Source organism: Algoriphagus boritolerans DSM 17298 = JCM 18970 (assembly GCF_900108085.1).
Taxonomy (GTDB): Bacteria; Bacteroidota; Bacteroidia; order Cytophagales; family Cyclobacteriaceae; genus Algoriphagus; species Algoriphagus boritolerans.
Window position 1 is genome coordinate 49,259 of sequence record NZ_FNVR01000003.1, and the last position, 24,373, is coordinate 73,631.

The 24,373-nt window shown below is 42.3% G+C and carries 26 protein-coding genes; 16 read left to right on the plus strand and 10 right to left on the minus strand.

Going from position 1 to position 24,373, the window contains the following annotated elements; all coding sequences use genetic code 11:
• Window positions 1-127 precede the first annotated feature (127 nt).
• Entirely contained in the window at window positions 128-850 is a 723-nt protein-coding gene (locus tag C4S61_RS03920; RefSeq protein ID WP_103923496.1) for a DUF5715 family protein, read from the plus strand.
• Between the two features lie 307 nt (window positions 851-1,157).
• Here the strand turns inward: C4S61_RS03920 and C4S61_RS03925 are convergent, their stop codons facing one another.
• From C4S61_RS03925 to C4S61_RS03935, 3 genes are all read right to left on the minus strand, one after another.
• Window positions 1,158-2,156, minus strand: coding sequence for a zinc-binding dehydrogenase (locus C4S61_RS03925; RefSeq protein WP_103923497.1), 999 nt, complete (start codon window positions 2,154-2,156; stop codon window positions 1,158-1,160).
• A gap of 94 nt (window positions 2,157-2,250) precedes the next feature.
• Window positions 2,251-3,837, minus strand: coding sequence for a replicative DNA helicase (dnaB, locus tag C4S61_RS03930; RefSeq protein WP_103923498.1), 1,587 nt, complete (start codon window positions 3,835-3,837; stop codon window positions 2,251-2,253).
• Between the two features lie 90 nt (window positions 3,838-3,927).
• A complete protein-coding gene (locus tag C4S61_RS03935; protein ID WP_146064339.1) occupies window positions 3,928-4,620 on the minus strand; it encodes a lycopene cyclase domain-containing protein in 693 nt (230 codons plus the stop codon).
• Between the two features lie 136 nt (window positions 4,621-4,756).
• Here C4S61_RS03935 and C4S61_RS03940 point away from each other — a divergent pair, with 136 nt between their 5' ends.
• Window positions 4,757-6,112: a UDP-N-acetylmuramate--L-alanine ligase gene (locus tag C4S61_RS03940; protein WP_103923500.1), complete on the plus strand. Its 1,356-nt coding sequence runs from the start codon at window positions 4,757-4,759 to the stop codon at window positions 6,110-6,112.
• Between the two features lie 3 nt (window positions 6,113-6,115).
• On the plus strand, window positions 6,116-6,922 hold the full coding sequence (locus C4S61_RS03945) for a 3'-5' exonuclease (RefSeq protein WP_103923501.1): 807 nt from the start codon (window positions 6,116-6,118) through the stop codon (window positions 6,920-6,922).
• A gap of 138 nt (window positions 6,923-7,060) precedes the next feature.
• Here C4S61_RS03945 and C4S61_RS03950 read toward each other — a convergent pair whose 3' ends face one another.
• The gene (locus C4S61_RS03950) at window positions 7,061-7,852 is read right to left on the minus strand and encodes a M48 family metallopeptidase (protein ID WP_456151142.1); all 792 of its coding nucleotides are present in this window, start codon (window positions 7,850-7,852) and stop codon (window positions 7,061-7,063) included.
• Window positions 7,853-7,942: 90 nt separating this feature from the next.
• Here C4S61_RS03950 and C4S61_RS03955 point away from each other — a divergent pair, with 90 nt between their 5' ends.
• Window positions 7,943-8,449, plus strand: coding sequence for a DUF4442 domain-containing protein (locus C4S61_RS03955; RefSeq protein ID WP_103923503.1), 507 nt, complete (start codon window positions 7,943-7,945; stop codon window positions 8,447-8,449).
• Here the strand turns inward: C4S61_RS03955 and C4S61_RS03960 are convergent.
• On the minus strand, window positions 8,446-9,177 hold the full coding sequence (locus tag C4S61_RS03960) for a peptidase associated/transthyretin-like domain-containing protein (RefSeq protein ID WP_103923504.1): 732 nt from the start codon (window positions 9,175-9,177) through the stop codon (window positions 8,446-8,448). The genes C4S61_RS03955 and C4S61_RS03960 overlap by 4 nt on opposite strands.
• A 712-nt stretch (window positions 9,178-9,889) precedes the next feature.
• Between C4S61_RS03960 and C4S61_RS03965 the strand changes: the two genes are divergently transcribed.
• On the plus strand, window positions 9,890-10,768 hold the full coding sequence (locus C4S61_RS03965; RefSeq protein WP_103923505.1) for a glutamate--tRNA ligase family protein: 879 nt from the start codon (window positions 9,890-9,892) through the stop codon (window positions 10,766-10,768).
• A 55-nt stretch (window positions 10,769-10,823) separates the two neighbouring features.
• On the opposite strand, the gene C4S61_RS03970 is transcribed toward C4S61_RS03965, so the two are convergent.
• From C4S61_RS03970 to C4S61_RS03985, 4 genes are all read right to left on the minus strand, one after another.
• Window positions 10,824-12,305: a S10 family peptidase gene (locus C4S61_RS03970; RefSeq protein WP_103923506.1), complete on the minus strand. Its 1,482-nt coding sequence runs from the start codon at window positions 12,303-12,305 to the stop codon at window positions 10,824-10,826.
• Window positions 12,306-12,389: 84 nt separating this feature from the next.
• Window positions 12,390-13,109, minus strand: a complete 720-nt coding sequence (locus C4S61_RS03975; RefSeq protein ID WP_103923507.1) for a potassium channel family protein — start codon at window positions 13,107-13,109, stop codon at window positions 12,390-12,392.
• Window positions 13,109-13,909: a PhzF family phenazine biosynthesis protein gene (locus tag C4S61_RS03980; RefSeq protein WP_103923508.1), complete on the minus strand. Its 801-nt coding sequence runs from the start codon at window positions 13,907-13,909 to the stop codon at window positions 13,109-13,111. The genes C4S61_RS03975 and C4S61_RS03980 overlap by 1 nt, the downstream gene beginning before the upstream one ends.
• Window positions 13,910-13,912: 3 nt before the next feature.
• Window positions 13,913-14,428, minus strand: coding sequence for a DinB family protein (locus C4S61_RS03985; RefSeq protein ID WP_103923713.1), 516 nt, complete (start codon window positions 14,426-14,428; stop codon window positions 13,913-13,915).
• 67 nt (window positions 14,429-14,495) lie between these two features.
• Here C4S61_RS03985 and C4S61_RS03990 point away from each other — a divergent pair, with 67 nt between their 5' ends.
• From C4S61_RS03990 to C4S61_RS04020, 7 genes are all read left to right on the plus strand, one after another.
• Window positions 14,496-15,842: a M20/M25/M40 family metallo-hydrolase gene (locus tag C4S61_RS03990; protein WP_103923509.1), complete on the plus strand. Its 1,347-nt coding sequence runs from the start codon at window positions 14,496-14,498 to the stop codon at window positions 15,840-15,842.
• Between the two features lie 99 nt (window positions 15,843-15,941).
• On the plus strand, window positions 15,942-16,487 hold the full coding sequence (locus C4S61_RS03995) for a ferritin (protein ID WP_103923510.1): 546 nt from the start codon (window positions 15,942-15,944) through the stop codon (window positions 16,485-16,487).
• Between the two features lie 282 nt (window positions 16,488-16,769).
• Window positions 16,770-17,405 carry a sterol desaturase family protein gene (locus C4S61_RS04000; RefSeq protein ID WP_103923511.1) on the plus strand — a complete coding sequence of 212 codons (636 nt, stop codon included), beginning with the start codon at window positions 16,770-16,772 and terminating at the stop codon, window positions 17,403-17,405.
• Between the two features lie 42 nt (window positions 17,406-17,447).
• Window positions 17,448-17,684, plus strand: a complete 237-nt coding sequence (locus tag C4S61_RS04005) for a hypothetical protein (protein WP_103923512.1) — start codon at window positions 17,448-17,450, stop codon at window positions 17,682-17,684.
• Between the two features lie 283 nt (window positions 17,685-17,967).
• A complete protein-coding gene (locus C4S61_RS04010; protein ID WP_103923513.1) occupies window positions 17,968-18,993 on the plus strand; it encodes a hypothetical protein in 1,026 nt (341 codons plus the stop codon).
• 185 nt (window positions 18,994-19,178) lie between these two features.
• A complete protein-coding gene (locus C4S61_RS04015; protein ID WP_235009808.1) occupies window positions 19,179-20,129 on the plus strand; it encodes a formylglycine-generating enzyme family protein in 951 nt (316 codons plus the stop codon).
• 55 nt (window positions 20,130-20,184) lie between these two features.
• A complete protein-coding gene (locus C4S61_RS04020) occupies window positions 20,185-21,282 on the plus strand; it encodes a lipase family protein (protein WP_103923714.1) in 1,098 nt (365 codons plus the stop codon).
• 32 nt (window positions 21,283-21,314) lie between these two features.
• Here the strand turns inward: C4S61_RS04020 and C4S61_RS04025 are convergent, their stop codons facing one another.
• Window positions 21,315-21,902 (minus strand): riboflavin synthase, encoded by a 588-nt coding sequence (locus C4S61_RS04025; RefSeq protein ID WP_103923515.1) that lies wholly within the window; start codon window positions 21,900-21,902, stop codon window positions 21,315-21,317.
• A 107-nt stretch (window positions 21,903-22,009) separates the two neighbouring features.
• On the opposite strand from C4S61_RS04025, the gene C4S61_RS04030 reads away from it, so the two are divergent.
• The 4 genes from C4S61_RS04030 to C4S61_RS04045 all read left to right on the plus strand — a co-directional run bounded on the left by C4S61_RS04030 (window position 22,010) and on the right by C4S61_RS04045 (window position 24,373).
• The gene (locus tag C4S61_RS04030; protein ID WP_103923516.1) at window positions 22,010-22,666 is read left to right on the plus strand and encodes a protein-L-isoaspartate(D-aspartate) O-methyltransferase; all 657 of its coding nucleotides are present in this window, start codon (window positions 22,010-22,012) and stop codon (window positions 22,664-22,666) included.
• A 201-nt stretch (window positions 22,667-22,867) separates the two neighbouring features.
• Window positions 22,868-23,386 carry an acyl-CoA thioesterase gene (locus C4S61_RS04035; RefSeq protein WP_103923517.1) on the plus strand — a complete coding sequence of 173 codons (519 nt, stop codon included), beginning with the start codon at window positions 22,868-22,870 and terminating at the stop codon, window positions 23,384-23,386.
• A gap of 142 nt (window positions 23,387-23,528) precedes the next feature.
• Window positions 23,529-24,065 (plus strand): hypothetical protein, encoded by a 537-nt coding sequence (locus C4S61_RS04040; RefSeq protein ID WP_103923518.1) that lies wholly within the window; start codon window positions 23,529-23,531, stop codon window positions 24,063-24,065.
• Window positions 24,062-24,373, plus strand: a complete 312-nt coding sequence (locus tag C4S61_RS04045; protein WP_103923519.1) for a DUF3817 domain-containing protein — start codon at window positions 24,062-24,064, stop codon at window positions 24,371-24,373. The genes C4S61_RS04040 and C4S61_RS04045 overlap by 4 nt, the downstream gene beginning before the upstream one ends.

Sequence of the window (24,373 nt, forward strand, 5' to 3'; positions counted from 1 at the left end):
CAAAAAATCCACTTCAATTTCTTGAAAAAGCAGGATGATGCGCTTTATGGTTTAATGTTTGCTAAACAAGCTTTAATTCACCCATAATTTAAGTCCTCACCTAGTACTTGCTAGCATTGATTTCCCAATGAAGAAACTTCCATTAATTCTCCTTGCCGTATTTTTTGTACTATTTTCTTTAGGCGCACTGGCGGCAGGAAACTATTTACCAGCACTGACAAAACAATTAAAAGAAACTTATTCCGCCCTAACCACTTCACACGAACCTTCGAAACCTTTAGCGAAATATCAACCGATCATCGTAGAATTGCCCAGTCCTGATCTTGATATCGCTGCACCGACCCGGGAAATAACCAAGGAATATGACAATCATCTTGTCGCTGGAGAAAGTAACGGATTTGGCCTGATCGAGAGTGAGGATCATTTTGGGCAACTTATCCAGGAAAACAGGTTAGTCCTAGTGAGCGAGGGAAAAGGATATCGGGTAGATAGGCTTACACACAGCTACCCTTACATCACACCAAGATCCAAGACCGTTCTCAAGGAGTTGGGTCAAGCCTTTCAGACTCTCGCCAAAAATGAAAGTTTTTTTACTATCACATCCGTCACTCGGACCCCTGAACAGCAGCAAAGCCTAAGAAAACGAAATAGAAATGCCACAGCAGGTATAAGTTCGCATTCTTACGGTGTATCGTTTGACATCTCTTACATCCGCTTTATTGGAAAAAAAGGCGGTAACCGAGCTGCACAAAAAGAGCTGGAAACTGTGCTGAATGAATTTCAGGCCGCTAACAAAATCTTTTTTATCAAGGAGCGAAAGCAGAGTTGCTACCATGTGACGGTGAGGTGATTTTTTTTCGGGTTGGAAAACGGGAGACCGAAACATCGGGAAATGATCAAATTTCAAGGATTCCACTTACTACTCACGTATTACTTTTTACTCTCTTTTTTCTTTGTTTCTTGTTTCTCGGATCTTGCTTCTAATCTTTTAAATGAACAATTCCCAAGGATTTGCAAACTGCCAACTACACACTGACTTCTGCCTACTTTTCCTCCAGCCTTCCGTCTGCTGTCTTCCGGCCGGTCTTAAAGAGATAATTCGTTTACCGGCAGTATAGCATAAATTCATCTTTAGTTATTTTAACTAAACAGATAAATCAAGGAATAAGGACAATTTTACCCAACTGATCTCCCATTTTCATTCGGTCAAATGCTTTTTCGGTTTCATTCAATGAAAACACCTGATCAATCACGGGGTGGATTTGATGTTCTTCTACCAATGCCAGCATTCCCAAAAAATCCCGGTCGGATCCCATGGTGGACCCGATGATTTTCAACTGATTCCAAAATACCTTTCTGGCTTCTATTTTTCCCGGATTCCCCATCGTGGCGCCATAAAAAACAATTTTCCCTCCTGGACGACAGACTGAAATCAGTTGATTCAGCGTGTCTCCTGCTGCACCATCAATAATCACATCAAAACCTCCTGTCGCTTTAAGGGCTGCTTCAGTCCAATCCATTTGGAGGTAATTAAATAAAAAGTCCGCTCCCTCACGTTTAGCTTTTTCCAGTTTGGAATTCCGGCTGCTGCTGACAGAAAGAATCGCTCTTTTTGCTTTGGCAAACTGTGCTGCAAATTGGGCAACTCCTCCCCCTATGCCTGTCACCAGGACTTGATCACCGGCTTGAACTTCACCATGATAAACCAATGCCCGGTAGGCTGTAACGCCAGCCAGCGGCAAAGCTCCCGCTTCTTCCCAACTGAGATGTGCAGGTTTGTCGTGCAATCGATCCACGGGAACAGCGCAAAATTCTGCAAAAGTGCCATTTCCAGGCATTCCCAGGATTTTAAATTCTCTGGACTGCGCTTTTTGATTTGAACCCCAATTCATTCCAGGGTGAATGATAACTTCCTTTCCAAGCCAAGAAGAATCAGCTTCATCAAACACCTTCTCGACAATTCCTGCTCCATCCGATCCCAAAATAACGCCATCCGAGAGATTTGGGTAAAGCCCCTGCCTACACCATTCATCCCGATGATTTAAAGCGGCAGCCTTGATTCGGATCAAAGCCTCCCCAGGTTTTAATTCGGGATCTGTGATTTTGGTTAAAATGATTTTAGAATCAAGCTGACGATTTAGAACTATTCCTAACATGTGTTTTTAATTGTTTTTTGATGTCCTATGGAATACCCTTATACAATCAATCCCCCTGGTATTAAACCTTTCCTAATGGATAGGTCATAGAATTTTAAAAAACTGCGGGTCCGTTATCACTTTTGAAAATATCGTCGATATCATCCTCATTTGCTCTGCTGGAGAGTTTTATAGTCTGACCGGAATCAAATGAGGAATTACCCGAAGCGATTGAAGTAAACTTCTGATAATTGATAGCTTCTACTGCCTGGTTAGCTGGATAATTTATGCCGGAATCCAAATCGGTAAACTTGGTGTATTTGCCAATAAACCGAAGTTTGACATTTTCCAACGATCCATTTCTATGCTTGGCTATAATAACTTCCCCTACTCCGGCTGTGGAAGCTCCACCCTCATCTTCTGTAATTCCATAATATTCAGGACGATAAAGAAACATTACCATATCTGCATCTTGCTCGATCGCTCCTGATTCCCGAAGGTCGGAAAGCTGTGGTCGCTTATCTCCACCACGTGTCTCCACTGCTCTGGAAAGCTGAGACAAAGCAATAACAGGTATAGCCAATTCCTTGGCAATTTTCTTCAATGACCGCGAAATACTCGCAATTTCCTGCTCTCGGTTACCGCCTTGTCCACCACTTTTAGAGTCACCCGACATCAATTGCAGGTAATCGACAACCACCAACTGTATATCGTGCTGTGCTTTCAATTTTCGGCATTTTGCACGCAACTCGAGGATCGTTAGCGCTGGAGAATCGTCCACATAAAGCGGTGCTTTGGAAAGTTTTGCAGTCTTATGGACAAGCTGAGCCCACTCATGGTCTGCAAGTGATCCCTTTTTGATTTTCTCGGAGTCAAGCTCTGCCTCCGATGAAATCAGGCGGTTGACTAATTGAACGGAGGACATTTCCAGTGAAAAAATAGCTACCGGACGGTTGTGATCCACCGAAGCATTTCTCAAAACAGAAAGTACAAATGCCGTCTTTCCCATCGCAGGCCGGGCGGCGATGATGACCAAGTCCGATTTTTGCCAACCCGAAGTAACCCGATCCAACGCTGTAAAGCCGGAAGGAACCCCTGTAAGTCCATCCTTTTGATTCTTTCTTGCCTCCAACTCGATGATCGCTTCACGCATGATGGATCGCATATCCGAGTAGTTTTTCCGGATATTCTTTTCAGAAATCTCAAAAAGCGACTGCTCCATTTTATCCAGAAGTTCAAAAACGTCGGTGGTATCCTCAAAAGCTTCTTTTTGAATTTCACTCGAAATCCTAATCAACTCTCGCTTGATGGATTGCTCGGTGATAATCCGGGCGTGATATTCAATATTGGCAGCAGAAGCGACTTTCGAAGTCAGCTCTGTTACATAAAAAGCACCTCCAGCAATTTCCAAAGCTCCATTTTTGCGAAGCTGAGAAGTCACCGTCAAGAGATCAATCGGCTGGCTCTCTGAAAAAAGATCCAAGATTGCCTGAAAAATGACCTTGTGGGAATCCTTGTAGAAACTTTCAACCTTAAGAATATCGATCACATTTGTCAACGCGTCCTTTTCGAGCATCAAGGCTCCAAGCACTGCCTCTTCCAAATCGACTGCCTGAGGAGGAACTTTACCCAAAAAGTTGGTAGGGTTATCGTATGAGGGCTTTTTTCGGGTGATTCTAGGTTGGTTGGTATTTTCGGTCATAGAGCAAATGTATCGGCTGGAAAGCAGGAGTTTTGAACAAGTTTTCCAAAACTTATCAACATCCCATCTTAGGCAAAAATTACGCCTTGATTAGCTGCCGGTTTTGTAATAAACTCCGTTGCGGTAACCTCGAAACATGGAGCAAAGTATAGCCCAACTTGAGTGCCATAGAATTTCCGATAAAGGAATTCCAAGGATTTTCCACCCTAAAACCGGCTTGTCCAGCATCCCGTAAGTTTCCCAAAAATGAGGAAATAGCAGCTGAAAATTAATGTAATAAATCAGCAAGGTAATGAACAGTGTGGCCAAACCTGACACCAGGGAAAGGTAAATCAAATCTGGTCTTTGTATCCAAATATAACTAGATAAAGCAATGAATGTCAGAAAGGTAACATATCCTGAATGAACCTTGAGTATAATACTAAAGAGTGTAAGACTAGCACAACCGATAAGCCAGAGAAAAAAGAAATCTCTGTTCTTTGCTTTGGTTTGCCGATCGAAATCAATCTCCTTTCTGGTAAACGATGAATGGATATATCCACCTACTCCAAAGAGGGCAAATCCAATGATGTAATCCTCAATGCCCACAATCCCGACTCCAAAAATTGTAGGTGGTCTCCAGTAGTCCTGAAAGTACCACACCTCGGCAATCACTCCCATGATTCCACCCACGGCCCCTACTCTGATCATCCCCCTTTTCCATGGGTTCTTGACAAAAACCACCAGCCATGCCAGCATGTACAGCAGTGAAAGGGTCAAATACGCAAATTTGTCGTCCAACATGGATGTAAAAATCAGTGCGCGAAAATAGCCAAAACATTTCCACTCAAAAAAACTGAGAAATGAAAATCGCACCTCATCGCTGCTCCCACATTTTATTTTTAAGTTTGATGAGAAATTTTCTCACTGATTTTTATTTATGAAAAAATACCACTTCATCGCTGTCGGTGGAGCTGTGATGCACAATCTAGCCCTGGCCCTTGTCAAAAAAGGGGATCATGTCACAGGTTCCGATGATGAAATCTACGAACCCTCCCGAACTCGACTCGCAAAGGCGGGAATCTTACCTGCCGAATACGGTTGGTTTCCAGAAAAAATAACTTCAGCTCTCGATGGAATCATCCTTGGGATGCATGCCCGAATCGATAATCCCGAACTGATCAAGGCTCAGGAATTAGGCATTCCGGTCTATTCTTTTCCGGAGTTTATTTATAACCAAAGCCAGGACAAAAAGCGCGTGGTGATCGCAGGCTCACACGGAAAGACTTCCATTACCGCGATCATTCTTCATGTCCTAAAGGATCTGAATATTGACTTTGATTACCTCGTTGGAGCTCAGATCGAAGGATTTGATTTGATGGTAAAGCTATCGGATGCGCCTGTCATCGTGATCGAAGGGGATGAATACCTGACCTCTCCGCTAGATCGGAGGCCAAAGTTTTTTCATTACCATCATGACATTGTCCTGGTGAGCGGTATTGCTTGGGATCACTTCAATGTATTTCCTGATTTTAATGTGTATAAAGATCAATTTCTAAAGCTAATGAACCAAACTCCCCCAACCGGAGAATTGATCTATTGTGAGGTAGATCCGCTGGTGAAAGAGGCGGCCGAAAAATCAAGTATGTCAGGGCGAAAGACACCTTATCAGGCTCATCCCGCAGAGGTGATGCACGGAAAAACATTCCTGAAAACAGACAAGGGTCTGGTGCAAATTGGAATCTTCGGAGATCACAACCTCCAAAATCTTCAAGGCGCCATGGAAGTTTGTCGGGTTTTGGGTGTAACCAAAAGGCAGTTTTACGAGTCAATTCCCAAATTCAAAGGTGCGGCCAAGCGGCAGGAAATCCTCGCTGAAAATGAATCCGGAATTCTCTTCAGAGACTTTGCACACGCTCCTTCAAAACTAAAAGCAACCGTAAACGCAGTTAAAAACCAGTTTCCAGACCGAAGACTCATCGCCGTTCAGGAACTACATACTTATTCCTCGCTGAATAAGGAATTTCTACCCAATTACGCTGATTGCATGAAAGAGACAGATGTGGCCATCATCTATTTGAACCCTCATGCAGCCGCACTCAAAAAGCTGGAGCTGATGGATCAAGACACCCTTCGTGAAGGATTTAAACGACCGGATTTAATGCTTTTTACCGAAAGTCAGGCATTAAAAGACTACCTTTTGGCTCAGAATTATTCCAATACTAACCTGCTTCTGATGAGTTCGGGAAATTATGACAACCTCGATCTCGAACCGTTAAAAGCAAAATTCAATTAACCAATGAAACTTAATCTCAGAAATTCCATTTCCTTTTTTGATCTGGAAGCCACGGGCACCAATGTGGGTACTGATCGAATCGTGGAAATATCAATAGTCAAACTCCACCCCGATCAGGGTAGAGAAATCTATACCAAAAAAGTAAACCCGGGAATACCAATTCCATTGGAAGCTTCCTTAATCCACGGGATTTATGACAAGGATGTCAAAAATGAACCTACATTCAAAGACATCGCAAAGGAAATCCAGGCCTTTATTGGCAAATCCGATCTGGGTGGTTTCAATGTGCTGAAATACGACATTCCGCTGTTGGTAGAGGAATTCCTACGGGCAGGGATTGATTTTGACATCGAAAACCGTAACCTACTCGATGCTCAGAAGATTTTCTTCATGATGGAAAAGCGTAATCTTACCGCTGCCTATAAATTTTACTGCGGCAGGACGTTGGAAAATGCGCACAGTGCCGAAGCCGATACGCTTGCGACTTTGGACGTATTCGAAGCCCAGGTAGAGCGCTACCAAGGAGAAGAAATGGAAGATCTCCAAGGAAACAAGGTTGGGATTTTTCAGAACGACATGAAAAAAATCCACGACATGGTCAACGAAAAGATGGTGGATCTAGCTGGTCGTTTTGTATTCAATTCTCAAGGTCAGGAGATTTTCAACTTTGGCAAGCACAAGGGAAAAACCATCGAACAGACGCTTAAAGAAGAACCGGGGTATTACGAATGGATGATGAAAGGGGATTTTCCTCTCGATACTAAAAGAAAATTGACTCAGGTTAAGTTGCGTGGTTTCAACAATCGCTAAGATTAACTTAGGACTTTAACAACTATAAAAAGGTAAGGGTTAAAAGTTAATCGTTAATAGTGAGTTCACTTAACGCTTAACCTTTAACCCTTAACAATTTTCATTTCTCGTAAGCTGAAAACTTCAACTGCAAACTGATCACTTCTTATAATACTGCAGAGCCTTCGGCATGTTGGCATTCAATCGCTCAATTCTACGGTCTGGACCCGGGTGAGTGGACAAAAATTCAGGAGGAGCTCCACCACCGGCAGCAGCCATTCTTTGCCAAAAAGCCGGAGCTTGCCGAGGATCGTAGCCTGCCATTGCCATGAAGATCAATCCCATCTCATCGGCTTCCAATTCGTGCTTTCTCGAAAAACTCAACATTCCCAATTGGGATCCGGCTCCCACACCCTGAAGCAAGATTTGCTGCATCATCGTGGGATTTTGACCCATTGCCGCGGAGGCACCACCTAGTAGTCCATTCAATAGCATGCCATTTGACATTCGCTCCCTTGCATGAGATGCCACAGCATGGGCAATTTCATGCCCCATCACTACTGCTATTCCCGCCTCATCTTTCGTGATAGGTAAAATTCCGGTATAGAAAGCTACTTTTCCGCCAGGCATGCACCAGGCATTAATCTGATCACTTTCGAGCAGGTTAAACTCCCATGCAAAATCATTTACCAAATCCTGATAGCCTTCCGAAACCAGGTAAGATTCCACAGCCTTAGCCATTTTTTGACCTACTTTGACCACCATTTGCCCATTTGATGTTTTGGTCAGGTTTTTTTCTGCCGCGATTGCTTTTTTATATTCTTCATTGACCAATGGCTGAATCTCCTCATTGGAAATAACCGCCAAGGACCGACGGCCCGTCAAAGGAACGGTGGTACAGGCATACGCCAAAAGTCCGGCACTAAAAATTAAGATTATTTTTTTCATGATTGATTCGTTTCTTGTTTGATCAAATTCAAAAACAATACCAAGCTAAACCTATACAAGGAATTTTAGTACTTTGGTTCAAATTCAAAAAAAATGGAAACTCAACTCACCACTCCAACGCTTTCGCGGGCGGCACTTGCCTATCAGCGAAAGATGACCAATCCATTCATTTTTTGGCTTGCCATGTTGATAAAATTACCTTCAGCGGTTTTTTGGAGACTAAAAATTAAGACGCTCAACACTGAAAAATGTGAGGTGACGATTCCCTATTTCTGGAGATCACAAAACCCCTTTAAGTCGATTTATTTCGCGGCTTTGGCAGGCGCTGCAGAACTGAGCACAGGGGCTCTTTGTCAGTTGGCTTTGGCCGGAAAAGGTCAATTCAGCATGTTGGTGGTGGATTTCCGCGCCGAATACTCCAAAAAAGCCAATTCTAAAATCACCTTTTCGTGCAATCAGGGGGAAGAATTATTTTCTTTGATCAATTCCTTGAAAGTTGGTGAAGCAACACAGCTTACCATGATTTCGACTGGAAAAAACACATCAGATGAATTAGTCGCAAAATTTTTTGTCACTTGGTCATTCAAGCGAAAAAGCTAATCCATCAAATAAGACTCGATTCGGATAAACTCCTTCAGACTTGTTAAAACCCGGTCTTTTGACCAATCCAGAAACTCGTGCTGCAGGTGAAATTGATTGAAACGAATGATGAGTTGATCCCATTGGTCACGATCCAATTCATAGCTTGCCATCAATTCCGTGCGGATTGAATCTGAGTCAATCACTTCCAAATAACCTTCTCTACGCTTGATCCACTCCAACTGTTGAGCATATCGTCTGAGCTGGGTGTTCCTTTTTGTAAAGTAACTAATCGCCCCATAAATGGCCACTCCGGGGCTGCCGTTTGAGGTTCCAATACCCATACTGACATTCTGTGAGAGGCTTTTTTCCTGATCGGGTTCATTTTCGGATAGATAGAGTTTTCCATCTTTAAATCTAAACCTGTACGGTTCCGCATCTACTTGAAAGGTTGGAAGTAATCTGGCGCGATCTTGAATCTGAAGCAGCATAAACCGATCAGATCCAAGAATCACCTGCTGATCATAAAATCCTGCGAAACTCAACACCAAGGTATCTCCCATCATCCCCTGAATTGAAAAATAACCTCTCGGGTTGGTCAAAACGGACTCTTTTCCCTTAATCGACACCGTCACTCCTTCCAGGTACTTTTTGTCAAAAGAGTCCAGGACATTTCCTGAATAGCTCGTCTGACAAATTGCCGAAGCTGTGAGCAAACCAAAACAAAGAAGGAGAATGAGACCTTTCATTAGTCCTGCAAATTACGACCTGATTTTTTAATGGAAAAAAGCTCCTCGTTAAAGTACCTAAAGTAATGACTTACTTCCGTGATTTGATCTCCAGCAACTGATCTATCCCGAGAAACTCAGACTTTCCTGTCCGATATCAATACCGATTTGCGGGAATTTTTATTCCTTGAAATTCGACCTCATCTTTAAGATCAATAATTTCTCCTTTTTGGTTGAGCTCATCCAGATAAAACTTAAACCCGCATAATGCATTAGGAACCGTAGTTAGAGGTTAAAATCAATGAAAATCAATTATTTAACGAATGAGGCAGAGCATCGCTTTGGTGAATGATTTAAATGCAGCGAAGCGATGGGTTTTGAAGCATTTTAGCCTCGCAATAGGAAGTCTAATGGATATTGGCGGGTTAAAGCAAACATCCGGTAATTTCCTGGATCGAAATCGAAGTATCAGATAGCTTTTTAATAGGGTACTCGGACTACCCGGTAGCTTGTTCTGTTCAGAGTTTCAGTCCTGACAGCGTCCTGGATCTGTTAATTCCATTGACCCATGGTTTTTAGGATCGTGGTATTCGATTGGCTTCAGAATAAAATCCCGACCTGTTATTTTATTGGTACTGCTTTTTCGGTCTGGCAGGAAAACAAACCCAAAAGAGCTCTGATCAGAAAAATCGGGATCCTGCTTTTTTCTTTTCAATCTAATTAATTTCGCTCTATGAATTTCAACCTGACACGCATCGCCCCTACTCCCAGTGGTTTTTTGCATTTAGGCAATGCCTATTCCTTTCTCAAAACAAAAGCACTGGCAGAAAAACACGGAGCCAAGATTTTACTTCGGATCGATGATCTGGATCGGGACAGATACCGACCCGAATATGTACAGGATATCTTCGACACCTTGGATTTCCTGGAAATTCCGATTGACCTTGGACCAAAAAATCTTCAGGAATTTGAAAACGAATGGTCACAAATTCATCGCATGAAAATGTATACGGAGGGAATGGATCGGCTGAGATCTACGGGAAAACTTTTTGCCTGTGACTGTTCAAGGAAAAAAATCCAGCAGCTTGATCCATCAGGGTATTATTTGGGACAATGTCTGGAGCGCAGACTTTCTCTCGACAAACCTGAAGTAGCATGGAGAATGGATACCTCAGAATCTGATGTGGTTCATTTCATCGAATATCCAGATCAAAAAAAAACCGCCTTCATTCCCCAGGATTCCTTGTTTTATGTAGCGCGGAAAAAAGATGGCATGCCCGCATACCAGCTTACCTCCCTGTTGGATGATCTTCATTTTGGGGTAGATTTAATCGTGAGGGGCAAGGATCTTTTTCCCTCAACCCTGGCACAGCTTGATCTGGCCCGAAATCTAGGTGAGGAAAAATTCAGGCAGATCACATTTCATCATCATTCGTTGATAAAAAGCCCGGAGCAGGTGAAGCTTTCCAAATCAGCTGGAGCTACTTCGATTCAATATTTGAGAAAAGAAGGGAAAAACCTTCAGGAAATTTTGGGAATCATTGGAAAATGGATCGGTCACGAAGTTCCAATTTCCACATTCGAGAATTTCAAATCAGTGCAAAAAAAATAGGTCCGCGCTTTTGCCCGGACCTAAATTCAAATCCCAAACTATAAATTTCAAATCCTTAATACTTTGCTGGCTTTCCAGGTGCTACAGTTGACTTTTGGATAAACTGCCGGATATCTTCATTGGAAGTCGCCAAATCCTCGGCACGTAGATACATCATGTGTCCGGATCGGTATCCTTTGAAATCAATCCTGTCCTTCATTCTTCCGGTAGGATCGATGTGCCATGTGCTGTATTTGGCATTGAAATAATCCGTCCCTCCATCAAAGTACCCCGATTGAACCATCAAGTGAAGGTATGGATTCTGCCGCATGGCAGTACCCAAATCGTATCCGGTGGTTTCATTGCTGCGATCCCAAGGATTCACCGGACCAAATAGGTTATAAGTCAAATCGGTGTCAAATTTCAGGACATTTTTTGCATAAATATTAAATGCAGGTGCAAAAGCATGATTCCAGCTCGTCAAAGCGGGATCAAAATCATAGCGCTCTCCGCCCTTCATCCGGTCAAAGCCTTTGTATCGACTATCCAATCGCCCAATGGTCATTCCATCCCGCTCTCGGAGAAGTTCCTTCCAAAAGAAACTGGTCGGCACCATCAGGTTATGCTCTAGAATTGATTCTTTACTTAAACCTGAGTAATAGGACATTTTGGTGGCAATAGCATCCCGCTCAGCGTCTGAGAGCAATCCGCCTTTGGTCATGGCCGGCAACACTTCATTCAATGCAAAAGGCTCCACAATTGCCAATAACTCATCCAAATCTTTATTTTGGAGATCATCAGGCAAGGCTTTGTGATACCATGCGGTAGCCGCATAATAGGGCCAATAATTTGCCATCTTCACAGGTCCACCCCGCTCGATTCCCATGTCTGTCGGGGACACCAAAATCACTCCGTTAAAAAACATCCAGTGAGCGTTTTGGAGTTGGGCTACCAAACCCGCTACCCGAGTGGTGCCATAGCTTTCTCCGATGAGGTATTTTGGGGAGGCCCATCGATTGACCCGAGTCACAAATGTATTTACCCAATCGGCGAGGTATTTGATATCCGAATTGATTCCAAAAAAAGTACTTCGTGGCGTATCTTCTTTCACAATTCGGGAATAACCGGAATTCACCGGATCCACGTAAACAATGTCTGCCACATCCAGAATGGAATGGGGATTTGCTTTGGTACCGTAAGGCTGCACCGGATAGCCTTCATCATCTATATTCAAGATCACGGGACCGGTGTAGGCTAGGTGCATCCAGATGGAAGCCGAACCCGGCCCTCCGTTGAAACTGATAACCAACGGCCTTGAGGCCTTATCAGAGACATCAGTTCGTTCATAGTAAGTGTAAAAAAGTGAAGCAATCGGTTCCCCGTTTTCATCCCAAACAGGCTGTGTACCAGCGGTGGCTTTGTAGGGGACTCGTTTGCCTTTTATAGTAACCTCTGCGGTTGATTCCACTTTAGATTCCAATTCTATTTTCCTGACAGACTGGCCAAACGCCGCCGACAAGCAAAGCAGGAATGCAAGGGTAAAGTATAATTTTCTCATAAGTTGAAGATGGTTTTTGAAGGAAATAACAAGTTTTCAAGTTAATCCGAGCTTAGAATTACAGGAATGGATCCAGCCTTGGAATTACTTTGATGTACCGTATCCTACTAATTTGGCAATCACGACTGCAGGATAAAGTATTCCCGTGGTGGACAGAAAAACAGAGAGCATTTTGGACATGATATTTATTGGCGTGTAATCACCGAATCCAACTGTAGTCAGGCAAACCAAACTAAAATAAATGTAAGTCGAAAAGTCCTCATCCAGCCCTTGGAGTTCTTTGACTTCTATAACCTCGGAGAATCCTGTAATAGAATCTCCCACTACGATGTGGATCACCTCAAAACCGAATGCTCCCAGAATTGCAACCAAGAGATAGACATTGATTGCTCCAATTATCCGATAAAGGTTGACCTCGCTATTCCTAAACAGCAACCGAATATTCACAAAGATAAAGACACCCATATTGATGAGTCCAAAAACCCGCTCAAGGAGGTAAAATTCAAAAGGCAAATCACTAAATCGAAGAATTCGTAAAGACAGCTGACAGAGGAATAACAAAAGCGTCAAGACAATAATAAACTTATTATCAGAGGACCAAATTCCGGTAAAAAACAGAAAAAGAAAGACTGAATTGACAAAAAACATATTAATGTGACCGTATTCAATCAAAACAGGCAAAACAAATACAGTAAAAATCAACGCAACCAACAAGGTCACGAAACTGACATCATTTAACCAATATTCATTGATGTGCTTGAAAACGCTCCGCACATTAGATTTTTTGGCGTCTTCTTTTTCCATCAATCTTTTAACTGAATAAAACCCTCTAAAACTCCTACAGCTTTTCCTTTGATCAACACCCGATCATCCTGCTTTTCCAGATAGAGCTCCCCTCCTCTTTTACTCGCCTGAAATGCCCTCAATTGAGTTTTTCCAGTCTTTTGATTCCAATAATCCATCAAAGCGCAGTGTGCAAATCCGGTAACAGGGTCTTCAGGAACACCCACGTTTGGTCCAAAAAAGCGACTTACAATATCATATTCGCCTGATCCTTCGGCGGTGACAATAAATCCCTCCTCGCTGTATTTTGCAATTTCCCCAAAATCAGGAGTCAGATTCCTTACCGCTTGGTCGTTTTCCAATTCGAAAATCCAATTCTTCTTCAATTGAGCAGCCTGAACTATTGGGAAGCCAAACAGCTCCTGACTGAAATGGGGATGAAAATCAATATAGGTAGGGATCAACGGAAAGTCCATAATCAGCCAATCCCCCTCTCTTTTCACCCTCAATTCACCACTTTTGGTGTCAAAATGCATCATCGATCCGGGTGTGGCCCAGCCTGATTGCAACATCCAAAAAGCCGAAGCCAAGGTCGCATGACCACAGAGATCAATCTCCAGTATAGGTGTAAACCACCTTAGTGAGAAAAAACCAGATGGTGCGGATTTTTGGACAAAGGCCGTTTCACTCAGGTTCATTTCCATGGCGATGGATTGCATTTGGTCTGAGGAAAGCGCTTGTTCCAGAAGGCAAACACCCGCCGGATTACCGGCGAATGCGCGATTGGTAAATGCATCGATAACTGCGATTGGAATATTCATGGATCAATAGCGTTCTTTGAGAATTTCAAAATGATGGATAAAATGTCCGGAAATAATCCAAAATAAAGCTCTGGGAGTGATTGGATTACCGTTGGCATTCCCGACCTGATCCAGTACACTTTCATCCAAGGTATTGATCAAAGTCAAAAGCGCGTTTCGTTGTGCTTCAAAATCCCGCAATAACAGTTCCGTTGAAACTGAGTTGAACTTTCCTGAAATCACATAGGGGTCCTGATCAAATCCCGGAAGTGAATTTTTCTCACCTCTGGAAAAACACAAGGCTCTGAAAGTCATAATTCGCTCTGTATCCAGCAAATGCCCTAAAACTTCTTTTGGCGACCATTTTCCTTCCTCGTAAGGCAAACTCTCCCAAACGGCATCTTTTGAAATAAAAAACTCCTTTAAGGCATTGACTTGCCTTAAGATTTGACCAGAATAATTTTCGTCAGGAATTTTAGAGATATAGGTCTCATAAAAAACGGGGTAATCACCTTTTTTGGGCAAGGAGAATGTGTTCATGTAAAATTTGGTTGGGTTAAATTCTTTAGGGATAAATTTAGCGTTTAGCATAAAAACCAAACTTACCATGTATAAAATTTTATTCACCCTTTTTATCGGACTAATTACCTCTGGACTATCCGCTCAAAACGCGGTAATCAGAAATCCCGAAATTGAACAACTCGTCAAGGAGGTATCGGCAGATTCACTTAAGAAATACATTTACGATTTGACAAGGTTTAGTACCCGGCATACACTTAGCCGGGACGAAAAGAACGGAATGCCGGCAGCTCAGCGCTATGTTTTATCCAAGTTCAATTCGTTCGCCAAAGCATCAAATGGTCGAATGTCCGCTGAAATCGAGCAATTCACCATACCATCTGATGGAAGACGAATCACAGCCGATGCACCGGGAGCCAATGTCATAGCCACACTAAAAGGTACAAATCCCGCGGATGATCGGATATTTATCATCTCTGGACATCTGGATTCCAGAAACAAGGACGTCATGGACGCCGAAGGCGGTGCACCTGGCGCAAATGACGATGGCAGCGGAGTGGCAGCCGTAATAGAGTTGGCCAGAGTAATGGCAAAAATGGAATTCTCCGCCACTATTCTATTCGTTGCATTTACCGGCGAAGAGCAAGGTCTTAAAGGAGCGACATACCTCGCTGAAAAGGCAGTAGCCGAAGGGTGGAACATCGCAGGGGTACTCAATAACGATATCATCGGCAACAGCAATTCATCGGATACCCATATCAATGACAACACAAAAATGCGGGTATTCTCCGAAACTATCCCTTTGGCAGAAGATGAGCGTCAGGCATCCATCCGTCGGTATACAAATGCGGATAATGACAGCAAATCCAGACAACTTGCTCGCTACATCAAGGAAGTTGGGGAGCGGTATGTCGATCAGATGGAAGTGAAACTGATCTATAGAAGTGATCGCTTTCTGAGAGGTGGAGACCAGACCCCCTTTCTCAGAAATGGATTCACCGCGGTCAGAATGTCGGAAATGAATGAAAACTTCTACCACCAACATGAAAATGTCCGGATCGAAAATGGAATTCAGTATGGAGACCTTCCGGAGTTTATGGATTTTGAATACCTAAGGAAAGTGTCTGCTGTAAATCTCGCAGCAGCAGCTTCACTTGCCAATTCTGCGGATATGCCGCAGGAAGTTCAGATTGATGTCAGGGGATTAAGCAATAAATCAATTTTACTTTGGAAGGCACCCGCTATCGGAACTCCAAAAGGATACTATGTATTGATGCGTGAGACATCCTCTCCTGTTTGGGAGAAAAAGTTTTTCACCACTGAGACGACCCTTACCCTCCCTTACTCCAAAGATAATTACTTCTTTGCCGTGCAGTCTGTTACCGAGAGCGGAGCCGAAAGCCTTGCTGTATTTCCATCTCCACTGACCCGATAAGGAATTAATTAAACCAATTCTAAATTCGGCCTGTAATTGGGTATCGTGGAACTTATAATCTTTCAATTAGTTAAGTTTATGTAATTAATACTAGAAACTATGAAACAGAAAGAAATTGTAACGCTACAGCGGTCACTGCTACCTGACACAGAAGCTTTGCTAAATAAACAAGTCGAAATGGAAGGTAAATCCTCTGCTTATTACCTGTCCATGGCTTCCTGGTGTCACATGATGGGTTATGCCAATGCTGCAAAATACCTCTACACCCATGCGGATGAGGAAAGAATGCACATGATGAAAATCTTTCAATACATCAACGAGGCAGGTGGACATGCGATTCAGCCTGAGATCACCGGGATCCGGCATCACTTCAATTCACTAAGAGAGGTTTTTGAATTGATTTTGGAGCATGAGATTAAGGTAACCAAATCAATCAACAGCATCGTAGATCACGCTTTCGCTGCAAAGGATTTTGCGACCTTCAGCTTTATGCAATGGTACGTGACGGAGCAAAGAGAAGAGGAAACCATGTCCAGAAGAGCGCTTGAACTCTTCGAAATAATCGGAGAAGGTGGAATTGGACTTTGGACCATTGATCAGGAGCTTGGTAAACTCCATGCTGCTGCCGCGGAATCGGGCGCATAAATTCCACATTCCTAACCCTTGAAAAAGCGACTTTTGTCGCTTTTTTTATTCCCCAGCATTCCTATTCAGTATTTTAATAAGCAGTTACAGCTGAAAGGCTACATTTTAATTTGTCAAAAACATAAAATTAAATCAGGCTACCTATCTGCTTTTGGTAAAAAATGAGACTTTTTAAAAGAAAACGGTATCCATTGATAAAATGAACTAAAAACAGGGATTAGGATAAGTAGACTCTATTCTTCATGGTGCTTTTGATGAAATAAATTCATTAAAAAAATCACCATGAAATCAACTGAAAAAAAGTACTCGCCCTCTCTTCTGTTTTCGTTTTTGAAAACAGGCCTGATCCTAACCGGAGTTTTTGCTTTAGCCATCCTCTTTAGAGGCACTCCAGGATATTTCATTTTCCTTTTCATAGGAGGCTGGATTTCCTGGACCTTTGTAGAGTACGCCGTACATCGCTTCATTCTACATGAATTGATCGTTCCTGGCAAAAAGGAATCTTTATTCCACCATCAGGAGCACCATATTAATCCACAGGATATTAAGGTGGGTTTCCTCCATCGAATCATCACCCTAGTTCTGGCAATCGGTATTTTCTGGTTGGCACTGAAGCTGAATAACACATTTACCATTTTTGCGGGCTTCTTCACGGGATTTCTTTTTTACAGTTTTCTTCATTATCTACTGCATCAGCCTTATTGCAAATTCATTTTACCAAAAATCCAAAGGGCTCACATCCATCACCACACGCGCTATCCCAACAAGGGGTTCAGTTTCAGCACTATCCTTTGGGACTGGCTATTTGACACTTTACCTCCGAAACACGCAGAGATTACTGAAAAAATGAAAGAAAACTATTTTAACTCCTTTAAAACACAAGTTCAAAAAAATGTAAAACTTAAATCCAATTTATAATAAAAAAATCGCTTAAGCCTCCTTTTTTCAGGGCAACCAACCATGCTTTTCACGCTACCTTTTACAAAAGAAAAACTGGAAGCCACAGTAGCACCAAAATACATCATTCCATTTTGTGAAGGTTGCGAAGGAAATTTCGCTACTAATTTTGGACTAGGATGCAGTTCCGATTTCAGAGCATGGGCATTGAGAGCGGAGTATGGGAGAATTTTTGAAGGTGACGGAATGGGTCAATTTAGCCTAGGCTTTTCCTTTAATGTCAATTCAAAAGAAAAGTAATACAGTGAACTAAATACTTGAAAGGGAGGCTGGTACCTCCCCTTTTTTATACCCATACTTATATTTTTTCTTCAATTCCTAATATTTTTTGATTAAATGATATTCAATTAAATTTTTTTCAAATACATATTAATATTTTGATTTATTAGTTATTTCAAAACAAATAAATCAAAATAAATCTGTATACAATAGAAAATTTTACCTACTTGTTGAATTGTATATTAACTTTCCCTACATTGAAATACACTTTTGTGAGCATAAACCTATTATTAAAAATTGTAGTATGACAATAACATCAACCAATCAGGCTCAATTTTTCGCCAGCCTTAAGTCCGCAATTCCTTCCTATGCCTCATTAGTTGACGAGGTAGCCGAAACACTAAATGTCAGTATGGACAGCGCCTATCGAAGGATAAGAGGCGAAAAACTTTTAGACTTCGAGGAGCTGAGAATTCTCTGTCAGCGATTTAATGTATCCCTCGATAAATTTTTCAGTCTAAATTCAAACTCTATCATGTTCCAAGGGAAAACCAACACCTACCAGGATGATAGTTTTATGATGTGGATGGAAGATGTCCTAGCCCAGCTCAATCTGGTCAATAGTTTTAGCCACAAGCACGTTTACTTTTTGGTCAAGGACATGCCTCCCTTCCACCATTATTATCACCCGGCATTAGCGGGTTTTAAGTTTTTCTTTTGGATGAAGTCGATTCTTTTATTCGAAAGTCTGAAATCGGTTAAGTTTTCAATCGCTGATAATCATTTTGAAAAATATCGGGAAATCACCCAAAAAACCATCAAAATCTACAACCGTGTTCCTACATCAGAAATCTGGAACGAAGAGGGTCTCAACACCACGCTGAGACAAATCGAGGTCTATCATGAAATGGGCCTGATCAAAAACCCGGAAGATACCATCACGCTGTACAATTGTGTCCTGGAAGTGATCGACCATTTGGAAAAAATGGCGGAAACGGGCAAAAAATCAATTTTGGGACATCCCCCTACAGAAGAGAGTGCTGAATACAAAATGTATTTGAATGAAATTGTCCTGGGTGACAACACCTTCATGGCTGAATTGGGAGAAACGAAGATTACCTACCTCAACCATAGTGTCATGTATTTCATTGGATCGACTGACCAGAAGTTCAATGAATCGATGTTTAAAAACCTGGAAAACTTAATGAAAAGATCCACACTAATCAGCGGAACGGGTGAAAAAAAACGAAAGCAGTTTTTCAATAAATTGAGAAAAAAAGTAGAAATAAAGCTATCAAGAGTAGATCTAAGAATTGATACTAATGATTAATCTTGGATAAAAAACACTTTTTGAATTAACTTAGGCTTATGAATCCATCCACGTTTAAGTTCATTTTCATCTTTGGGTTTCTCTCAGTGTCCTGCAATTCTCCCCAAGAATCAAAAGAGGAAAATCCGGCTGCTAGTTCTCAAATAATCTTTTCGAATCCTGAACCTCCCAAGAAGGAACCGGCAATGGTTTGGATCCCGGGGGGTAAATTTACCATGGGTACAAATGAAGCGGATGCCTATCCCGCAGAAAAACCTGCGGTCCAGGTTGAAGTCGATGGCTATTGGATCGATACCCATGAAGTGACTAATGAAGAATATTCAAAATTCGTTGAGGCGACAGGATACCTTACGCTTGCAGAACGAAAACCGGAATGGGAAGAACTTAAAAAGCAATTACCTCCAGGCACTCCTAAACCTGACGATTTGATTTTGACTCCAGGATCAATGGTCTTCGATCCCCCTTCCTACGCTGTACCAACCACTGATATTTCACTCTGGTGGAAGTGGGTAGATGGAGCAAGTTGGAAGCATCCCGAAGGCCCGGGAAGTACGATTGAGGGAAGGGAAAATCATCCCGTTGTACACATTGCCTTTGAAGATGCCGAAGCTTATGCCAAGTGGATTGGGAAACGACTTCCTACCGAGTTTGAATGGGAATTTGCTGCCCGCGGCGGAATGAACGGAAAACGATTTGCCTGGGGAGATGAACTTACGCCAAACGGTCAATACCTTGCCAACACATTTCAGGGAATTTTCCCCCACCAAAATGAAGGAAAAGACAGCTTCATAGGGACTTCACCGGTTGGTTCTTTCCCTCCCAATTCGTTTGGACTGTTTGATATGATCGGAAATGTTTGGGAGTTGACTGCTGACTGGTACGATGCACTGAAGTACGCCCGGCTGGCAGGACAAGCCCCAAAATTGGATGTGGGAATGAATCCTTGCTATAATCCGGACAATCCATTTGCCATGGAACGCGTCATGAAAGGAGGTTCTTACCTTTGCGCTGCAAATTATTGTGTCAATTATCGACCCTCTGCCAGACAGGGAACAGCTTATGATTCAGGTACTTCCAATGTTGGTTTTCGATTAGTCAAAGATCCTGATGTCAAAACGCTAAGTTTAAACCAATAAGGTTTTTTTGGTTTCACTTTGGTTATACTACTTCATCCGTTTTTTGGTTTTTGTTATGAAAAAAATCCGTTTACACCTTCTGACTCTCTTTTTTTTAAGCGCCAACCTAAGTCTTGCGCAGCTTAAACCCGGTTTTTCCCCCTCAGAATACAAAGATTTTCTCGGGATCACAGCGGGGAGTGTACAGGATTCCACCTATATCAGAGGAATACCTCAGAATCCCAAGCTCCAGCGGGTTTATGAATCTCCACTGGTAGGCTTGGAAAATAAATGGTACCTCTGGATCGATCAAACTCAAAAAATAGCCTGGATTACCATCCGTGGCACGGCAAACAATCCAACCTCCTGGCTGGCAAATTTTTATTCTGCCATGATTCCTGCACAGGGAAAAATGAAAATCACAGAAAATAACACCTTCGAATACGAGTTTAGCGATAACCCTAAAGCCGCTGTGCACGTCGGCTGGACGCTTTCCACTGGCGCACTTGCCGAGACTTTGGTTCCAAAAATGGATTCACTGTATAAATCAGGCTATCGGGATTTTATCGTGTCGGGTCACAGTCAAGGAGGGGCTATCTCCTATTTGATGACTGCCCATCTCTATCATTTAAAAGAGACCGGAAAATGGGAAGAGCCTATTCGGATAAAAACCTATGCCAGCGCAGCCCCAAAACCCGGAAATCTTTATTTCGCCTATCATTATGAATTCATCACCAGGGGTGGCTGGGCATTCAATGTGGTCAATGGAGCTGATTGGGTTCCCGAGACTCCATTTTCTGTGCAGACAGTCAATGATTTCAATGTAACCAATCCTTTTTCTGATGCGCGGAGTTTTATCAAGAAACAGAAATTCCCGAAAAATCTAGTCTTCAAAAAAGTCTACAATAACATTGACAATCCCACCCAACGGGCCAAAAACAAGTTTCAAAAGTACTTGGGAAATTATGCTGGCAAGGAAGTGATCAAAACGCTTCCTTTTTACCAATCACCCACATTTTTTGACAGTAACCATTTCACGCGGGCAGGAAATTTCATCATTTTATACCCTGATGACGCATACTATAGTCTCTATCCGAATGAAAAAGACAAAGTATTCAAACACCATGCGCTTCAGCCCTATCTCTACCTGTTAGAAAAAAACTATCCTGAATAGTTCTTTCCAAAACTCTTCGCCAGGCCCAATAATTAATATCCTTTGATCATTCTGGCGATATATTTTCCGACAATATCAAACTCAAGATTGACGCGATCACCGACTTGAAGTTGGTGAAAATTGGTGTGTTCGTAAGTGTATGGAATGATTGCTACAGAAAACCTCCCCGGCCCGGAATTGAAACAGGTTAGGCTCGTACCGTTGATGGTGATGGATCCTTTTTCTACCGTTACATTTCCAGAAGACTGGTCAAATTCAAAATCAAAAACCCAAGAACCCTCCTGATCAACGATTCTTTTCACAATTCCGGTTTGGTCCACATGCCCTTGTACAATATGTCCATCAAATCTGCCATTTGCAGGCATACATCGCTCTAGGTTTACTTTTTTTCCTACATCCCAACCGGACAAATTGGTCTTATTGATCGTCTCCTGGATTGCCGTGACCCGATAATTTGCCGGATCAACTTTCACCACAGTCAGACAAACCCCGTCATGGGCAAGAGATTGGTCTACTTTAAGCTCAGAGACAATAGGCGAATTCAGATCAAAATGAACATTGCTTCCTTCGTGTGTGATTTTTTCTATGGTACCAAAAGACTCTATGATTCCTGTAAACATGTCTAAATATTAAGCTTCAATGGATCAATTGGATAATCAAAAAATGCCTACCATGGTTCAAAGTAAGGCAAATATTCAATTATCTTCGATCAACAAACCACGACCAAATGCTAAAACTTGAAGATACTTACCTGCACAAAGGAAAACGTCGGGCGCTCGTCTCCGAACTCCGTGCAAAGGGTATCAAAAGCGAACGGGTTTTAGATGCAATTAACAGCCTTCCCCGTCATTTCTTTTTTGATTCTGCCTTGATCTCCCATGCTTACGAAGACAAGGCTTTTCCAATAGGTGAAGGGCAAACGATCTCGCAGCCCTATACAGTGGCTTTTCAGACCGAACTCTTGGATGTGAAGCATGGAGATAAAATCCTCGAAATCGGAACAGGTTCAGGGTATCAAGGGACAATTTTGCACCTCCTGGGAGCGGAAGTTTATACCATAGAATATCAAAAAAAACTATTTGAGGGTACTCAGCGATTTTTGAAACGGCTCGGAATTGACCTTCATCTATTCTATGGAGACGGAACGGGTGGACTTCCGCAACATGCTCCGTATGATAAAATCATTGTGACGGCAGGAGCCCCTGTAGTTCCCGAAGCATTAATACAGCAATTGAAAGTGGGCGGAATATTGGTGATTCCAGTAGGTGACCGAAGAAGACAGGCCATGGTCAAAATCACCAAAAAATCGGCTAAAGACCACATACGAGAGGAATATGAAGGTTTTTCTTTTGTTCCACTTTTGGGTAAAGAGGGATGGAAATAGCAGGTAAAGCAATTTATTCCATTTGGAAAAAGGGCCGCTTGAAATTCCAAACAGAACGGTGAAATCATTCCCTGTTTCATTTATGAAAAGATCAGTTAAAAAACTGAATTAAGGCAATCAAACACGGTATAAAGTTCTGAAAATCGATTTTTTATTTAGGCTGACAAAATTTTATTTCTATTTTTGTCGAAATTCAATGTTATGGTTAAGCAAAAGTCCGCGAAGGAATCCGTCACCATCATGACCGAAATGGTCCTACCCAACGATACTAACACCCTGAATAACCTCATGGGGGGTAGACTTATGCATTGGATGGATATCGTGGCTGCCATTGCCGCACAAAAACACTCCAATCGCATCGTGGTCACGGCTTCAGCGGATAGCATTTCCTTCAAACAGCCAATCAACCTCGGCAATGTCGTCACACTTCGTTCACAGGTTACCCGGGCTTTCAATTCCTCCATGGAAGTTTTTATTGAAGTGACAGCCGAGGATATCCCTGCCCGCAAGAAAATCATGACCCATCGAGCATTTTTCACTTTTGTGGCCGTAGACCAAAACGGAAGACCCATCGAAGTGCCAGAAGTAGTTGCCGAATCAGAAGAGGAAAAAGAACTCTTCGAAGGTGCTTTGAGAAGGAGACAACTAAGACTGGTGCTGGCAAAACGAATGAAACCCGAAGATGCAGTTGAATTGAAATCTATTTTCAATTTGCCTTAACCCGAAAAAGTCCCAACCCTTGGAATAATGGAATTGGCATGTAAGCTATTCGCTTTCAGGAGGTTCAACTCAAATTAAAAATCAAGCTGCTTTTATCTCTTCCAAACTTTGCCGTACGGCATTTTTTAGCCAATTTCCTCCCATGGAAAATGACAGTATCCAGGAACTTCAATACCTGATCACAGAGGAAATTTATTTACTACCGGAGGATCAGAAGGCGATTTTGAGTCAGTTGGAAGGAAATACGGCGAATACACCCGCGCTAGTCGCATCAGAACCCGAAGTGGAGCCAATTCCGGTAAATGGGAGTTTTTCCAAAGGGATTTTGATTCTCCATGAAGAAGCGGTGCTTCCCTCAGAGGTAATGGAGATGCTGGTCAATATGATCAAAGCTGTAGGACATTCGATGAGCGAAGTGGGAATGGCTTCTTCAGCAGTATTGGAGAATCGAAGTATGGAAGATTTTCAGGCGCTGAATGCCCATGTGGTTTTAAAATTCGGCAAAATCAAACATCCCGTCAACGCACTGTTTGATCAACCTTATGAAATCCACGCTGATGGGGAGACTGAATTTCTTTTTGCCGATTCTCTCAGTGCAATTTTCGAAGACAAAAAACTTAAAGTGAAACTTTGGAATTCACTTCAAATCTTATTCAACCTCAGGTCAGGAAAAAAATGAATTCAGAACAGACTAAATGGGCTAAACGATTCAAATGGATCAGCTTGATCGAAGGTGTTTCTTTTTTGGTATTGCTTTTTATTGCGATGCCTTTGAAATATATGTTTGATCAGCCACTTGCGGTCACCTATGTAGGGTGGGTTCATGGTGTTTTGTTTATCCTTTATATCTATATCGTGTTTCCCACTTCAACCAAATTGAAATGGGAGTTTGGAAGGACATTCTTTGCCCTGTTGGCATCGATTTTACCTTTTGGTCCGTTTATTTTTGACCGTAATCTGAAGAAAAGTCAGCACGTGGACCTTTGA